At 65.9% G+C, this 16,178-nt stretch carries 12 protein-coding genes and 1 pseudogene; 5 read left to right on the top strand and 8 right to left on the bottom strand.

Features of this window, described 5'->3' with window-relative positions:
* On the top strand, nucleotides 1-534 hold a 534-nt coding region (locus IB274_RS04850; protein WP_192430886.1), incomplete at its 5' end, for a transposase.
* Nucleotides 535-562: 28 nt separating this feature from the next.
* Here IB274_RS04850 and phrB read toward each other — a convergent pair.
* From phrB to IB274_RS04830, 4 genes are all read right to left on the bottom strand, one after another.
* On the bottom strand, nucleotides 563-1,990 hold the full coding sequence (gene phrB, locus IB274_RS04845) for a deoxyribodipyrimidine photo-lyase (RefSeq protein WP_192430885.1): 1,428 nt from the start codon (nucleotides 1,988-1,990) through the stop codon (nucleotides 563-565).
* Nucleotides 1,987-2,937, bottom strand: a complete 951-nt coding sequence (locus IB274_RS04840; RefSeq protein WP_192430884.1) for a MerR family transcriptional regulator — start codon at nucleotides 2,935-2,937, stop codon at nucleotides 1,987-1,989. Before IB274_RS04840 ends, phrB begins: the two co-directional genes overlap by 4 nt.
* 31 nt (nucleotides 2,938-2,968) lie before the next feature.
* Nucleotides 2,969-3,934 carry a YbgA family protein gene (locus tag IB274_RS04835; protein WP_401085622.1) on the bottom strand — a complete coding sequence of 322 codons (966 nt, stop codon included), beginning with the start codon at nucleotides 3,932-3,934 and terminating at the stop codon, nucleotides 2,969-2,971.
* A gap of 157 nt (nucleotides 3,935-4,091) precedes the next feature.
* Complete coding sequence (locus IB274_RS04830) at nucleotides 4,092-5,075, bottom strand: NAD(P)/FAD-dependent oxidoreductase (RefSeq protein ID WP_192430882.1); 984 nt, start codon at nucleotides 5,073-5,075, stop codon at nucleotides 4,092-4,094.
* Nucleotides 5,076-5,350: 275 nt separating this feature from the next.
* Here IB274_RS04830 and IB274_RS04825 point away from each other — a divergent pair, with 275 nt between their 5' ends.
* The 4 genes from IB274_RS04825 to IB274_RS04810 all read left to right on the top strand — a co-directional run bounded on the left by IB274_RS04825 (nucleotide 5,351) and on the right by IB274_RS04810 (nucleotide 10,346).
* Nucleotides 5,351-6,256 (top strand): TIGR01777 family oxidoreductase, encoded by a 906-nt coding sequence (locus IB274_RS04825; RefSeq protein WP_192430881.1) that lies wholly within the window; start codon nucleotides 5,351-5,353, stop codon nucleotides 6,254-6,256.
* A gap of 99 nt (nucleotides 6,257-6,355) precedes the next feature.
* Nucleotides 6,356-7,378: a ferrochelatase gene (gene hemH / locus IB274_RS04820; RefSeq protein WP_192430880.1), complete on the top strand. Its 1,023-nt coding sequence runs from the start codon at nucleotides 6,356-6,358 to the stop codon at nucleotides 7,376-7,378.
* 385 nt (nucleotides 7,379-7,763) lie between these two features.
* Nucleotides 7,764-9,128: a spinster family MFS transporter gene (locus IB274_RS04815; protein ID WP_192430879.1), complete on the top strand. Its 1,365-nt coding sequence runs from the start codon at nucleotides 7,764-7,766 to the stop codon at nucleotides 9,126-9,128.
* A 102-nt stretch (nucleotides 9,129-9,230) separates the two neighbouring features.
* Entirely contained in the window at nucleotides 9,231-10,346 is a 1,116-nt protein-coding gene (locus IB274_RS04810; RefSeq protein WP_192430878.1) for a hypothetical protein, read from the top strand.
* A 132-nt stretch (nucleotides 10,347-10,478) separates the two neighbouring features.
* On the opposite strand, the gene IB274_RS04805 is transcribed toward IB274_RS04810, so the two are convergent.
* From IB274_RS04805 to IB274_RS30060, 4 genes and pseudogenes are all read right to left on the bottom strand, one after another.
* Nucleotides 10,479-13,535 (bottom strand): multidrug efflux RND transporter permease subunit, encoded by a 3,057-nt coding sequence (locus tag IB274_RS04805; RefSeq protein ID WP_192430877.1) that lies wholly within the window; start codon nucleotides 13,533-13,535, stop codon nucleotides 10,479-10,481.
* An 83-nt stretch (nucleotides 13,536-13,618) separates the two neighbouring features.
* Nucleotides 13,619-14,740, bottom strand: coding sequence for an efflux RND transporter periplasmic adaptor subunit (locus IB274_RS04800; protein WP_192430876.1), 1,122 nt, complete (start codon nucleotides 14,738-14,740; stop codon nucleotides 13,619-13,621).
* Nucleotides 14,741-15,030: 290 nt separating this feature from the next.
* On the bottom strand, nucleotides 15,031-15,735 hold the full coding sequence (locus IB274_RS30065) for a methyl-accepting chemotaxis protein (protein ID WP_401085619.1): 705 nt from the start codon (nucleotides 15,733-15,735) through the stop codon (nucleotides 15,031-15,033).
* Between the two features lie 228 nt (nucleotides 15,736-15,963).
* Nucleotides 15,964-16,173: pseudogene (locus tag IB274_RS30060) on the bottom strand (methyl-accepting chemotaxis protein); the annotation flags it as partial.
* Nucleotides 16,174-16,178 lie beyond the last annotated feature (5 nt).

Below are 16,178 nucleotides of genomic sequence, written 5' to 3'. Positions count from 1 at the left end.
TTGGTCTGCCAGCGCGATGATGAGCGCCGCCGGTTGCCGCAGGCTAGCCAAGCCTTTGTCCGGGATTGCCTGGAAAATGCCATCAAGACCCTGCAAAGCACCATCCGACGTTACGACCAGGAGATAACCAAGGCCCTGAACGACCTGGACCCAGAGCAGGTCGAGCAGCTACGCCAAGTCAAAGGCGTAGGGCCGGTCACTGTCGCAGGCTTGCTCGCCTACTTGCCGGAGTTGGGGCAACTCAATCGACGGCAGGTTGCCGCACTGGTGGGGTTGGCTCCGTACAACTGCGACAGCGGCCAAAAGTCGGGGCAGCGGCGCATCCGCGGTGGTCGCAGTGCAATACGACGTATCCTCTACATGGCGACTTGGTCGGTCATTCGTTATCAGCAGGAGTTTGCTGATCGCTACCAAAAACTACGGGACAAGGGGCGGTGCCCGAAGGTCGTATTAGTGGCATGCATGCGCGTACTGATCGTGCGGATCAACGCGATGGTGAGAGACGGAACCAGTTGGAGGACAGGTGCCGTGTGAAGACAGTTGCTCCTACGTCAGGGGGGCGTCAGTGCGAGGCGGAAAGGCTCTTGAAGGCCTCCAGCGCGCGCTCGCGAGTGGCGGAGAGATCGCACATCGGCTGTGGATAACCTTCCGCGCCAAACAGCCCGAGTCTCGACGGATCGTGCACGGTCTTACCCTGCAACCCGGAAAGCTCCGGCACCCAGTGGCGTATGAAGCGGCCGTCCGGGTCGAAGCGCTCGGACTGCGAGATCGGGTTGAAGATGCGGAAGTAAGGCGCCGCGTCGGTGCCGGTGGAAGCGCTCCATTGCCAGCCACCGTTATTCGCCGCCAGGTCGCCGTCGATCAGGTGGCGCATGAACCAGCGCTCGCCTTCGCGCCAGTCGATCAGCAGGTTCTTGGTGAGGAACATCGCCACCACCATGCGCAGGCGATTATGCATCCAGCCGGTGGCGAGCAGTTGGCGCATGGCGGCGTCGATGATCGGGAAGCCGGTGCGGCCCTGCTGCCACTCCTCCAGGCCCTTCGGGTCATGGCGCCATTTCAGCTTTTCGGTGTCCTCGCGGAAGGCGCGGTGCCGGCTCACGCGCGGGAAACCGACCAGGATGTGCTTGTAGAACTCGCGCCAGAGCAGCTCGTTGATCCAACTGACCGCGCCGCTGTTGCCGGTCTCGAACTCGCCGTGGTTGTTCGCCAGCGCCGCGTGCAGGCACTGCCGGGGTGATAGCACGCCAGCGGCCAGGTACGGCGAGAGGCGGCTGGTGCCGTCGCGTGCGGGGAGGTCGCGGGTGTCCTGGTAGGTCTTGAGGATTTCGTCGGTGAACAGCTCCACCCGCTCGTGGGCGGCTTCCTCGCCGGCGGGCCATTCCTTGCGTAGCGAATTCGGCGGCGTATCGAAGCCCTCGACCTGTTCGGGGATCTCGTCGCTGGCGATATGCAGCTCCTGCTGCGCGCGGGGGGCCGGCATCAGGCTGGGCACACCGAGATTCAGTCGTTCGTAACAGACCTTGCGGAACTGGCTGTAGACCTGGAAGTAGGTGCCGCCCTTGGTGAGGATGGTCCCCGGCGTGAAGAAGAGTTGATCGAGATGGCTGCGCAGACGGATGCCGTCGTCCGCCAGTGCCTTCTCCACGGAGGCATCACGCGCAGCTTCGTTGATCCCGTATTCCTCGTTGACGTGGACCGTCTCGACGTCCAGCTCCTGGCACAGCTGGCTGATGAGGTTCGGCGCTTCGTCCCAGTGATCTGCCGTGCGGATCAGCAGCGGAATGCGCAGCTTGTCGAGGCCGGCGCGCAGCTCGCGCAAGTTGCGTAGCCAGAAGTCGACCTTGCACGGCGCGTCATCGTGGCGCTGCCACTGCCCGGGGCTGAGGAGGTAGAGGGCGATCACCGGACCGCACTCGGCGGCGGCGTGCAGGGCGCTGTTGTCGCGCAGGCGCAGGTCGGTGCGCAGCCAGACGAGTTGGCGTTTCATGCGGTTTCCCCGTTGAGCAGAAGCAGTTCGCGCAGCAGTTCGAACGCGGCGATCGGATCGCTGGCCAGGTACAGCGGCGGCTCGGCGATGGCCAGTTCCTGCAGTGCATCGGGGTGGATGGCGGTGGCGGGTCCGGCCAGCAGGCGCGGACAGTCAATGCCGGCCAGCAGCCGGGGCAACTGCAACAAGTTCAGCGTGCGGCTGGAATAGAGCAGCACAGCGCGGGGTTGCAGGCGTTCGACCGCCAGCGCCAGCTCTCCGGGCGGCAGGGGCCAGTCGAAGAGTTCCAGCGGGCAACCGGCGCTGCTGGCCAGCCAGGCGGTGAGCCACAGGCCCGGCTCCAGCGGCAGGCCGGACTGGTTCACCAGCAGCAGCGGGGCGCCGCGTTGCTGGCGGTTGTGGTGGTAGAGGCGGGTGCCGAACTTGGTGCGCAGCCAGGTGTGGAAGAACACCCGTTCCAGCTGCGCGCCGAACTGGCCCTGCCAGCGCCGCTCAAGCTCTTCCAGCAGCGGCAGCATCAACTTCTCACAAAGGGTTTGCGCGGGGTAGATCGCCAGCGCGCCGTTGAACAGCTCGTCCAGCTGGCGCTCATTGATCCGGCCGATGGCGGCGATGCACTGCTGGCGCAGGTCGTCCCAGGGGGAGGCGGTGGCTTCCGGCGGTGGCGGCGCGTCCTCGTCGAGCAGCGCACGGATCTTGCTCACCGCCACACCCCGGCCGAGCCAGGTGAGGATGGCCTGGATGCGTGCGATCTGCGCCTCGGAGTAAAGGCGATGGCCCTTGGGAGTGCGCTGCGGCACGACCAGGCCGTAGCGGCGCTCCCAGGCGCGCAGGGTGACCGGGTTGACGCCGGTGCGGCGGGAGACTTCGCGGATCGGCAGCCAGCCTTCGGCCAGGGCCTGACGGTAGTCGTCGTCTGATTCGCGGTGAGGGTGGTCGGGGTTCATGGGCATCCTTTCTATACGTCTGAGGGCTACGTCAGATGGCATTGCGCAGGCTCAGGTCTTCGGGGTGCGGTTGCAGGTAGGCCTGGGCATCGATGTAGGGGTGCGGGTGCAGGCGGAAGTGGTGCTTGAGCAGCGTCAGCGGCACCACCAGCGGGATAACGCCTTCGCGGTACTGCTCGATCAACCGCTGCATCTCGGCCTTGTCGGTGGAGAGCAGGTCATGCTTGAGGTAACCGGCCAGGTGCTGCAGCACGTTGCTGTGGGTGCCGCGTGTGGCGCAGGTGCCCAGCGCCTGCATGAAGTCGTGGAAGTAGTCCCGGGCGAAGTCTTCCAGCGGTTGCTCGGCGATCTTCGCCAGGCGCTGGCCGAGGGAACTGTACTGGCGCGGGTTGTGGGCCATCAGCTGGTACTTGTAGCGGGAGTGGAAGCCGATTACCGCGTGGCGTGTCAGCCCATCCGCGCAGAGCTTCTGCCAGGCGGCGTAGGCGAACACGCGGGTGAGGAAGTTCTCGCGGATTACCGGGTCGTTGAGCCGGCCTTCTTCTTCCACCGGCAGCTCCGGGCGCGCGGCGCAGAAGGCTTGTGCGTAGAGACCGCGCACGCCCGGCGGGCGCAGCTGGCCGTCGAAGCGATAGAGCTTCACCCGCTGCAGGCCGCAGGAGGGCGACTGCTGCATGAAGATGTAGCCGCAGATGTCCTGCAGCAGCCCGGCCTGTTTGTGGCCGAAATCGCGCAGGGCTTCGCTGACGTCGCGGCCGCCTTCGCGCTGGATCAGCGCTCTTGGGTCATCGTGGTCGCCGACCAGGCGCAGGGTCGGCCGCGGCACGCCCAGGCCGATGGCGACTTCCGGGCACACCGGGCGGAAGTCGAAGTGGCGGCTCAGGACGTCCAGGCACAGGCGCGAGGCCTTGTGTCCGCCGTTATAGCGCACCGACTCGCCCAGCAGACAGGCGCTGATGGCGAGCTTGGGGCGTGAGGGGTTGGTGGGTTTGGCGATGGACATGGCGGCGACCGATTTCTTGTACAGGTTGGTTTCTTTGTACAACTATCGGCAAGGATAGGCGCAGGCTTGTACAAGTGCAAAGACTTGTACAAGGAAGGGGACGGGTGCGGGGATTCGACGGCCATCTCCGCAGGGAGATGGCCGTGGTCGGTCAGAGGTGTTCGAGCAGGCGGCGGGCGGCTTCCAGGCCGCTCAGCCAAGCGCCTTCGACCCGGCCGGAGAGGCACCAGTCGCCGCAGGCGTATATCCCCAGGTCGGCGTCGGCGAGGGCGCCGAACTGGTGTGCTTCCATGGGGCGGGCATAGAGCCAGCGGTGGGCGAGGGCAAAGTCGGGGGCGTGGACGGCACAGCCGATCAGCTCGGCGAAGGCGCCGCGCAGGTGCTCGATCACGCTTTCCTTGGGTAGGTCGATGTGCTGCTTGCTCCATCCGCTGGCGGCGTGCAGCACCCAGGTGTCGAGCTGCTCGTCACGACCGGGTTTTGAGTGGTTGCTGGCCAGCCAGGACAGCGGGCCCTCGTGCACGAAACAGCCCTGCACGGGCGTGTCCAGGGGCTCGCGGAAGGCCAGGGCAACGGCCCAGGTCGGCTCCATGGGGATGCTCGCGGCGGCGGCGGCCAGCTTCGGCGCACTGGCCAGCAGCGCCGCAGCCTGTGGCGCCGGCGTGGCGACCAGCACGCGGCTGAAGGGGCCGTGGGTCTGGCCTTCGGAGTCCTGCAGGTGCCAGTGCTCCTCGCCGCGGTAGACCTCGGTGATACGGCAGGTGAAGGTGACGACCTGGTCCTGCAGCAGCGCACGGGTGATCGCGCTCATGCGTGGGCTGCCGACCCAGCGTGGCTGCTCGTCGGGCGAGGGGCTCAGTTCACCGTCGCGGTACTGGTAGAGAGCCGGGTCCCATTCGGCGACCCAGCCGTGCTCGCGCCACTTCTGTATGGCATCGAGGAAACGCCGGTCTCGGGCGGTGAAGTACTGCGCGCCGAGGTCCAGGGCGCCGGCTTCGCTGCGCTTGCTCGCCATCCGGCCGCCGCTGCCGTGGCCCTTGTCGAACAGATGGACGTCCTGCCCGGCATCGCGCAGGGCGTGGGCGGCCGAGAGTCCGGCGATACCGGTGCCAATGATGGCAATGGGGGCGCTCATGACATGCCTCGTAGTCTGTTTCTTTCAGCGTAACGAGCGGAGTGTTCTTGTACAAACGAAACTATATGTACAATTACGTTTCAGCTGTCCGCGCTCGTCAACGATAGGATTTCGATCATCGGAACCTTCGGCGCCGCATCGGTTCATTCAGGAATGAGCCCGGCACCGGTTCCGGCACTTACAGCGTAGACCTCGCCGTAGAGGGAGTGTCAATGCAATCGCCTCCCTCTCGTCCAGACTGATGGAAGGTGGAACAGCCCAACAAGGAGTTCGCCATGCATATTCTCTTGACCGGCGGCACCGGCTTGATTGGCCGCCGCCTCTGCCGCCAGTGGAGCGCCGATGGGCACCAGCTCACCGTGCTGAGCCGTCAGCCCCAGCGCGTCGCCTCGCTGTGCGGTGAGACGGTGCGCGGTATCGCCGACTTCGAGGCTTACGGAGACGTGCCGCTGGATGCGGTGGTCAACCTGGCCGGCGAGCCCATCGCCGACAAGCCCTGGAGCGCCCGGCGCAAGGCCCTGCTGTGGGACAGCCGGGTGCGCCTGACCGAGCGCCTGGTGAGCTGGCTGGAGGGGCGCAGCCAGCGCCCGGCGGTGCTGATCAACGGCTCGGCGGTCGGTTGGTACGGCGACGCCGGCGAGCGACCGCTGGAAGAGAACAGCGCGGCCGCCGGCGAGGACTTCGCCAGCGAACTGTGCCTGGCCTGGGAGCAGATCGCCCGCGAGGCCGAGGCGCTGGGCATACGTGTGGTCCTGGTGCGCACCGGTCTGGTCCTGGCGCCCGAAGGTGGTTTCCTCAAGCGCCTGTTGCCGCCATTTCGCATGGGCGCCGGCGGACGGCTCGGGGATGGCCGGCAGTGGATGTCCTGGATTCATATCGACGACCAGATAGCCCTGATCGATTTTCTTTTGCGCAAGGCGGACGCGGCCGGTCCTTATAATGCGTGCGCGCCGCAGCCGGTGCGCAACCGCGATTTCACCCAGGAACTGGGCCAGGCGCTGCACCGGCCGACACTGATGCCGGTTCCGGGCTTTGCCCTGCGCCTGCTGCTGGGCGAGATGTCGACCCTGCTGCTGGGCGGCCAGCGCATCGTGCCGCGCCGCCTGCTGGACGCCGGCTTCGTGTTCCGCTTCCCGGAATTCAAGGAAGCGCTGGCGGATGTGCTGCGCGAACAGCGCTGATGGCCTGCGGCATCGGCGACAGAACTTGATATGAATCGCTGCGTGTAAACTGCGCAGCCTGCACGACGACCTCCTACCGTACCGGTTTAAGGAAACTGCATGACCCAAAACGCCCTCCTGCTGGTCAACCTGGGATCACCGGCCTCCACCCAGGTCGAGGACGTGCGCCGCTACCTCGATCAGTTCCTCATGGACCCTTACGTGATCGACCTGCCTTGGCCGATCCGCCGGCTGCTGGTGTCCCTGGTGCTGCGCAAGCGCCCGGAGGAGTCCGCCCACGCCTACGCGTCGATCTGGTGGGACGAGGGCTCGCCGCTGGTCGTGCTGAGCCGCCGCCTGCAGGAGGCCGTCCGGCCATTCTGGCCACACGGCCCGGTCGAGCTGGGCATGCGCTATGGCGAACCGTCGATCGAGAAGGCGCTGCTGCGCCTGAGCCAGCAGGGCATCACCCAGGTGACCTTCGCGCCGCTGTACCCGCAGTTCGCCGACAGCACCACCACCACCGCCATCGAGGAAGCCCGTCGGGTGATGCGCGAGCACAACCTCAAGCTGGAGCTGAAGGTGCTGCCGCCGTTCTATGCCGAGCCGGAGTACCGACAGGCGTTGGTGGACAGCGTGAAACCGTATCTGGAGCAACCCTACGATCACCTGCTGCTGAGCTTCCACGGCCTGCCCGAGTCGCACATTCGCAAGTTGGTGAAGGACAAGAGTCACGATCTCACTGCCAGTTCCAGCCGGGGCGTGCACGAGGACGTTATGGCCGTCTGTTATCGCAGCCAGTGCCTGCGCACGGCGGAGGATTTCGCCGCGGGTGCCGGTCTGCAGCACGGGCGCTGGTCGGTGTCCTTCCAGTCACGCCTGGGCCGCAACAAGTGGATCGAACCCTACACCGAGGCGCAGCTGGACAAACTCGGCAAGCAGGGCGTGAAGCGCCTGCTGGTGATGTGCCCGGCCTTCGTCGCCGACTGCATCGAAACGCTGGAAGAGATCGGCCAGCGCGGCCAGGAGCAGTTCCGCGCGGCGGGCGGCGAGGAGCTGGTGCTGGTGCCTTGCCTGAACGATCAGGAACTCTGGGCACGGGCGCTGGCGAAGCTTTGCGAGCGGTTGCCGGTGGCGATCTGATGCTGCATCGCCGCGGGACATTGCTCTCTCCCTGACCCTGGCTGCGCGCCACGCTCGGAAGGGAAAGGGCGGGGGAGAGGGGCTCCGCATTCACGTGGACTCTAGTCAGGTAGGGCGAATAACGCCTCAAGCGTTATGCGCCCTACATGGAAGCCCTGTTCTTCGCCGGATGCCGCGGCTCTCGGGTAACGGGTTCGCGAGCAAGCTTGCTCCTACATGGGCTGGGCTAGAACCCTCCGTCCAATCCCTGACCACCCATTCATCAGCCAACGGCCAACGCGCGCATTCAGAGATCTGATAGTGCGCGCGCGACGCGTTCGCAATGCCTACTCTGCGGCTTCTCCCTTCGCCTTCGCCGCGATTGGCGGCGTTTCAGGAGCCCGGCATGAACAACAACAATAACGGCTACCCCTCCAGTGCCGTGGCCTGGTCCACGGTTGCGATCCTCATGGTCGCCTACGTGCTTTCCTTCATCGACCGACAGATTCTCAACCTGCTGGTCGGCCCCATCCGCCGCGATCTGGAGATCAGCGATACGCAGATGAGCCTGCTGATGGGCCTGTCCTTTGCGCTGTTCTACACGCTGTGCGGCATCCCCCTCGGGCGCATGGCCGACAGCCGCAGCCGTCGCGGGCTGATCACCGTCGGCGTGCTGATCTGGAGCGCCATGACCGCTGCCTGCGGCCTGGCTCGTCAGTACTGGCATTTCCTGCTGTTCCGCGTCGGCGTCGGCGTGGGCGAGGCGGCCCTGTCGCCGGCCGCCTACTCGCTGATCGCCGACAGCTTCCCGGCCCAGCGTCGGGCCACCGCCATCAGCGTGTATTCCATGGGCATCTACCTTGGCTCGGGGCTGGCCTTCCTGCTCGGCGGGCTGGTGATCAAGTTCGCTTCCGCCCAGGGCGACGTACACCTGCCGATCCTCGGTGAAGTGCGCCCCTGGCAGCTGATCTTCCTGATCCTCGGCGCTGCCGGCGTGCTCTTCACCCTGCTGATGCTCGCGGTGAAGGAACCGACCCGCCGTGGCGTCGGTGCCGGCGTGGTCGTGCCGATGAGTGAAGTGGGCGCCTACCTGCGCGCCAACCGCAAGACCGTGCTCTGCCACAACTTCGGCTTCGCCTGCATCTCCTTCGCCAGCTACGGCAGCGGAGCCTGGGTGCCGACCTTCTTCGTCCGCACCTACGGCTGGGATGCCGGCCACGTCGGCGTGGTATACGGCAGCATCGTTGCGGTGTTCGGCTGCCTGGGCATCGTCTGCGGCGGCCGCCTGGCCGACTACTGGGCCAAGCGCGGGCGCACCGATGCCAACATGCGCGTGGGCCTGCTGGCCGCCTGCCTGGCCATCCCGCTGAGCCTGGTCTATCCGCTGCTGGACAGCGGCAACGCGGCGGCAGCGATGATGGCGCCCATTGTGTTCTTCCTCAGCATGCCCTTCGGCGTCGCCCCGGCGGCGATCCAGGAAATCATGCCCAACTCCATGCGCGGCCAGGCCTCGGCGATCTACCTGTTCGTGGTGACGCTGCTCGGCCTGGGCATCGGCCCGACCGCCATCGCCCTGGTGACCGACTACGTGTTCGCCGACGACATGGCGCTGCGTTACTCGCTGCTGATTGTCAGCGTTGTGGCCCTGGTCGCCGGGGCGTTGCTGCTGGCCAGTGGTCTGAAGCCGTACCGCGCGAGCCTGGAACACCTGAAGAGCTGGAGCCTGAAAGGCGAGAGCGAGAGCGGCGCGATGCAGCGCCAGCCGGCCTGATAGCTCTTCGCGAGACCGAGCCCCCGCGCAGTGATGCGCGGGGGCTTTTCTTTGCCCATGGCACAATGCGGCAGAACACGGAATCGAGGGGAGGTTTCCAGCATGGAAGGAAAGGGCATCGGTGCATGGCTGGCAGGCCTCGCGGCGCTGGCGCTGAGCGTTGCGGCCGCAGCGGATGAGCCATGGGTGGCGTTCACACAGAACGAGTTGATCGGATTCAAGGATGCGCAGGGCGTGGTGAAGATCGAGCCGACGCTCAGCCCGATGTTCACGATGGCCCGGCGCTTCGAGCACATCATCGCCACCGGTGAGGAAACGGCCGACGGTTACCGCAACTACTACCTGCTGCGCGACGGCCGCCAGGTGGCGCCGGACTCGCTGTACTTCTTCGACAATGCACCGATCTGCGAGAGCGAAAACAGCATCCGCTTCCGCGACCGTCAGCGCGACAAGGTCGGCTTCCTCGACGGCAACGGCCAGGTGCTGATCGCGGCCGAGCTGAGCGATGCGACGGCCATGCGCAACGGCATGGTGGTGGCGCTGAAGGGCGCCACGCGCAGCTGTGCCGATCCGGGCGTGAGCCTGGAGCAGTGCGAGCACAAGGGCTGGAGCGGCGGCACTGAACTGCTGCTGGATCGCCACGGCAGGACGCTGGTGCAAGGCTTCGACGCTTCGCGCGCCGAGGCGCTGGACTGGTACTCCAGGCAGGTGGGCGAGCAACCTTCCAGCGATGCGCGCCGCGTTTCGTTCAAGGCTGTCGATGGTCGCTATATCAGCTTCGTCGATATCGAGAAGGACTTTGCCGTCTGGTTCCGCGACGAGTTCCTCGCGCACCTCGATGATGCTTCTCTGAAAGCCCACAGCTACTCCCGAATCTGGAGCGGGCAGGGCGGTGAGCCGCTGGATGACTGGCAGGCCGCCACGCCGGATGAAGTGCTGCAAAAGCACGGCGCGGAGCTGCGTAAGCGGCTGGTGGCACTGCGTACCTCCGCAGGCTATGGCGTGCGCGCGGACGACATGGGCTGGCCCTTCGACCCCGAGCGTGACCCGCAGTACTTCGACGGTTGCGGCGAGTTCGCCCAGTGGAAGACGCCCAAGGTGTCGGTCATGGAACATTGGCAGCAAGGCTCGTTCGAGCCGGCCCGGCATGCCAGCTTCGACTTCATCCGTACCGCCGAGGGGTATCGGCTGGTGGCGTTTTCCATTCCCAAGCCGTGACGGTTGCCTGTAGGAGACATTGCGCCGGAGTTTTCCTGTTGTCGTAGGGCGGATAAAGCGGAACGCTTTATCCGCCCTACGGATGAATCGCAGGTGCCAGAAAAAAGCCCCGCTGATGCGGGGCTTTTTTCTTCAGTGCGCCGTGGCCAGCGCGGGGTTTTCGGCGGGCTTCTTGTCCGGCTTGGCCAGCAGCGTGTACACACACGGCAGCACGAACAGGGTGAACAGCGTACCGACGCTCATACCGGTGGCGATCACCACGCCGATGTCGAAGCGGCTCACCGCGCCGGCACCGGTGGCGAGCAGCAGCGGGATCACGCCGAGCACCATGGCGGCGGTGGTCATCAGCACCGGACGCAAGCGGATTGCCGCGGCTTCCTCCACGGCCTCGCGTACCGACAGCCCGCGCTCATGGCGCAGCTGGTTGGCGAACTCGACGATGAGGATGCCGTGCTTGCTGATCAGCCCGATCAGCGTCACCAGCCCGACCTGGGTGTAGATGTTCAGGCTCGACAGGCCGAGGAACAACGGAATCAGCGCACCGCAGATCGACAGCGGCACGGTGACCATGATGACCAGCGGATCGCGGAAGCTCTCGAACTGCGCCGCCAGCACCAGGAAGATCACCGCCAGTGCCAGGGCGAAGGTGATCATCAGCGCACTGCCTTCCTGCACGAACTGCCGCGAGGCGCCGGCGTAGTCGAAGGAGAAGCCGCGCGGTGATTCCTGCTCGGCGATGCCGCGCACGGTGTCGATGGCTTCGCCCATGCTGACCATCGGCACGCCGGAGATGATCGCCGAGTTCAGCTGCTGGAACTGGTTGAGCTGGCGCGGGCGCGCGCGCTCGTGGAAGGTCACCAGTGTGGACAGCGAGATCAGCTGGCCGCCCTGGCTCTTCACGTAGTAGTTGTTCAGCCAGCCCGGGTTGTCGCGGTAGGCGCGCTCGACCTGGGCGATCACCTTGTAGCTGCGCCCGTCGATGGTGAAGCGGTTGATCTCGCCTTCACCCAGCAGCGCCCCCAGCGCGACGCCCAGGTCCTGCATGGACACGCCCATCTGCGCGGCCTTGGCGCGGTCGATGTCGACCACCAGCTCGGGCTTGTCGAAGGCCAGGTCGAGGTCGAGGAAAGCGAACTTGCCCGACTCTTCCGCACGCTTCTTCACCCGCTCGGCCACCTGCAGCAGGGACTGGTAGTCGCTGGCGGTGTTGATCACGAACTGGAACGGCAGGCCCTCGCCGGTGCCCGGCAGCGACGGCAGGTTGAAGCCGAAGATCTGCAGGCCGGGGATCTTGTCCAGCTCGCCCTGCACCGCGTGCAGCAGTTCCATCTGGCTGCGCTCGCGCTCGTCCCAGGGCTTGAGCAGCATGCCGCCGATGCCGGTCTGCACGCCGTTGTAGCCGTTGATCTGGAATGCCGAATAGTACTCGGGGAACTTGCGGAAGATGCCCTCGAACTCGGCGGTGTACTTCGACAGGTAGTCGAGGTTCGCCGTCTGCGGCGCGTTGGCCATGAGGAAGACGATGCCCTGGTCTTCCTCCGGCGCCAGTTCCTTGTGGGTGAACATCATCAGCAGCGGGATGATCGCCAGCACCAGCAGGGCGAAGACGATCACCACCGGGCGGCTGTTCAGCGTGCCGTGCAGGGCGCGCTGGTAGCGCTGCTTGAGGCCTTCGAAGATCAGGTCCAGGCGATGGGCCAGGCCGCTGGGGTTTTCGTCATGGCGCAGCAGACGCGAGCACATCATCGGCGACAGGGTCAGGGCGACGATGCCGGAGATGATCACCGCACCGGCCAGGGTGAAGGCGAACTCCTTGAACAGCGCGCCGGTCAGGCCGCTGAGGAATCCGATGGGCGCGTACACGGCGGCCAGGGTGATGGTCATGGTCACCACCGGCACGGCGATTTCCCGCGCGCCCTCGATGGCGCCTTGAAATGGCGACTTGCCCTCCTCGATGTGGCGGTGGATGTTCTCCACCACCACGATGGCATCGTCCACCACCAGGCCGATGGCGAGCACCATGGCCAGCAGCGTCAGCAGGTTGATCGAGTAGCCCATCACCTGCATGAAGAACAGCACGCCGATCATCGACAGCGGGATGGTCACCACCGGGATGATCACCGAGCGGAACGCGCCGAGGAACAGGAAGACCACCACGATGACGATCAGGATCGCCTCGCCCAGGGTCTTCACCACCTCGTCGATGGAGGCCTGGATGAAGCGCGTGGCGTCATAGGCGATGGATACCTGCAGGCCGGGCGGCAGCTGCTCTTCCAGCTCCGGCATCTTGGCGCGGACTTCCTTGATCACGTCCAGCGGGTTGGAGCTGGGCGTGCCCTTGATGCCGATGTACACCGATGGGATGCCGTTGAACGAGCTGACCGCGTCGTAGCTCGCCGCACCCAGTTCGATGCGCGCCACGTCGCCCATCAGCACGCGACGGTCGCCTGCGGTCTTCAGCGGGATGGCGGCGAAGGCTTCCGGGGATTTCAGGTCGGTGGAGGCGTTCACCGAGGTGACCACCAGCTCGCCCTTCATCTCGCCGGCGGCGGAGAGGAAGTTGTACTGGCGCACCGCATCGGCCACGTCGCCGGCGGTGATGCCGTAGGCGGCCATCTTCACCGGGTCCAGCCACAGGCGCATGGCGAACACCTGGTTGCCGAGGATCTCGGCTTCGGAGATGCCCGGCAGGGTGGCGAGCTTGGGCTGGATCACCCGCGACAGGTAGTCGGTGATCTGCGGGTTGTTCATCTGCTCGCTGAAGAAGCTGATGTACATCAGCGCCGAGGCGTCGGCCGCTTCCTTGTCCAGCACCGGGTCTTCGGCGTCGGGCGGCAGCTGGGTCTTCACCTCGCCGATCTTCGACAGCAGCTCGGTGACCAGGCGATCGGAGTTGGCGCCGATGTGCGCGTAGATCGAGATCACCGAGTAGTTCTGCCGGCTCACCGAGGTCATGTAGTCGATGCCTTCGGCGCTGGCGAGACTCTGCTGCAGCGGCTGGGTGATGTAGCCCTGGATGGTTTCGGCGTTGGCGCCAGCATAGAAGGTGGTGACGGTGATCAGCGCGTTTTCCATCGCCGGATACTCGCGGATCACCAGCTTGCTGAAGGCCTGCATGCCGAGCAGGACGATCAGCAGGCTGACCACGGTGGCCAGCACCGGGCGACGAATAAAGGGATCGGTGAACATAGCTCAATCCTTTAATGCGGACCCTGCCGGATGACGGCGGGGTCTGTTGGCGCGCCACATCGAGCGACGCGCCGGCTATGCGATTACTGCGGGTCCTTGGCGATGGCCACGGCGGTGCCGTTGTCCAGCTTGAGCTGGCCGGAGGTCACCACCTGCTCGCCGGCCTTCAGGCCCTCGAGGATCACCACGCTGCCTTCGCGGCGTTCGCCGGTCTTCACGAAGCGGCGCTCGACGTCCAGCTTCGGCGACTTGTCGTCAGTCTTGGCGTCTTCGGCTTTCTCGCCCTCTTTGGGCTTGTGCGGCACCACCACATAGACCGAGTTGCCGTAGAGCGTGAAGGCCACGGCAGTCTCGGGCACCACCACGCGCGGCGCGCTGTCCGGCAACTGTACTTCCAGGTTGGCGAACATGCCCGGTAGCAGCTTGCCGTCGGGGTTGGCCATGCTGGCGCGGACCAGCAGGTTGCGCGTCTGGTTGTCCACGCGCGGGCTGATGGCGTCGATCTGCGCGTCGAAGCTCTGCCCCGGATAGGCCGCCACGCGCACCACGACTTTCTGCCCGCGCTTGAGCAGGGGGAAGTCTTGCTCGGGCAGGAAGAAGTCCACCTGCAGGGTCGAGAGATCCTGCAGGGTGACGATCTCCGTGCCCGGGGAAACGTAGTCCCCGACGTCCACCTGGCGGATGCCGATGGTGCCAGAGAAGGGCGCGAGGATGCGCTTCTTCGCCAGCGCCGCGCGCAGTTGCGCGACGGTGGCAGTGGATCGGTTCAACTGGGCGGCGAGGCGGTCGTACTCGCTCTTGGAAATGGCCTGGCGGCCCACCAGGCTCTTGCCGCGCTCGTACTCGACCTGGGCCAGCCCGAGGTCTGCCTCGGCGGTACGCAGGGTGGCCTGCTCGACGTCGGATTCGAGCTGCACCACCGGCTGGCCGACCTTGACCTTGTCGCCGGAGACGAACTGCACCGCGCTGACCGTTCCCGAAACCTCGGCGGTCAGGGTTACGCCCTGGATGGCGCGCAGGGTGCCGATGGCCTGCAGGCGGCTCTGCCAGTCGCGTTCTTCGGCATTGGCGGCGTTCACGCTCACCGGCGGACGCGGCGCCGAGAACATGGCGATCTGTTTCTTGATGGAGAGGTATTTCGAGCCGGCGAGCACCGCAACGATGACGGCAACTACGCCCAGCATGATCAGCATGCGGCGCAACATCTTCCTGTTCCTTGGTACGTGCCTGGCAGCAATCGGGCGCGATCGCTCGCCCACAAGTTGCCGGGCGGCCTTCCGTTCGCGCAGATATCGATCAGGCTTTGAAGCCGATACGTGGGACGCCCCATTGCGGGGCGGAATTGCGCACCTTATGCCTGAATGCGCGGAGAGTCAAAGGGCTGGGATTACAAGAGGTTTCCCACGAAAAGTAAGGTTGTTTGCGGAGGATGTGCGCTGGATCGGTGCGGAGAAGTGCGCTGGAGGGGAAGCCACGTCCATGTGGCTGAGAAGGATCAGGCGCTGAGCTTGCGGGTGACGTCGGCGAGTTCGCCGGAGAGGCCGTGCAGGTGGCGGCTGGCGCCCTGGGTGCGGACCACGTTTTCCTCGTTCGTGGCGCCGATGGCGGTGATCTCGGTGAGGTTGCGCGAGATGTCCTCGGCGACCGAGGTCTGTTCCTCGGCGGCGGTGGCGATCTGGCGGTTCATGTCGCGGATCGCTTCCACGGCATGGGTGATGCTGCGCAACACTTCGCCGGCCTGGGTGACGCGCTCCACGCCCTGTTCGCTGCGGGTCTTGCCGCTCTCGATGGCGCGCAGGGCGTTCACCGAGCCGGTTTGCACGGTGTCGATGATCTGGTGGATCTCGGCCGTGGATTCGGCGGTGCGCTGGGCCAGGGTGCGGACCTCGTCGGCGACCACGGCGAAACCACGCCCGGCTTCACCGGCGCGGGCGGCCTCGATGGCGGCGTTGAGGGCCAGCAGGTTGGTCTGGTCGGCGATGCCGCGGATCACTTCCAGCACCTTGCCGATGCGTCCGCTGTCGCTTTCCAGGCGGCGGATGACGTCGGCGGTGTTGGCGATCTCGTTGCTCATCTCGGTGATGGTGACGATGGTGGTCTTCATCACTTCGCCGCCTTCCTGGGCGTGCTGGTCGGCATCGTCGGCGGCGCGGGCGGCGTCGGAGGCGTGGCGGGCGACTTCCTGGGCGGTGGCGGACATCTCGTGCATCGCCGTGGCCACCTGGTCTGTGCGCGAGAACTGCTCACGGGTGCCTTCGGCCATCAGGGTGGCGATGGCGTTCAGCTCGCCGCTGGCGGTGTCCAGTTCGGTGGTGCTGTGTTTCAGACGGGTGAAGGTCTCGGCCAGGAAATCGCGCAGGGTGTTGGCGGCACGGGCCAGGCGGCCCAGTTCGTCGCGGCGGCTGGCGTCGACGCGCTCGCCGAAGTTGCCCTCGCTGAGCTGGGCGATGTGTTCGATCAGGCGGGCGATCGGGCCGATCAGGTTGCGGTTGACCAGCCACAGGCTGAGCAGGCCCAGCGCGATGCCCGAGAGCAGCAGGACCAGAGTGCCGCTGACAACGGTACTGTCGGCACTGGCGGAGATGCTCTTGGCTTCCTCCTGGGCGTCGTGATGCAGGCTGTCCACCAGGGCGGCCATCTGCT

This window comes from Pseudomonas sp. PDM18, assembly GCF_014852585.1.
Lineage (GTDB): Bacteria > Pseudomonadota > Gammaproteobacteria > Pseudomonadales > Pseudomonadaceae > Pseudomonas.
The sequence above is the reverse complement of the archived record's forward strand: the minus strand, read 5'-3'. Positions and strand labels throughout refer to the sequence as shown.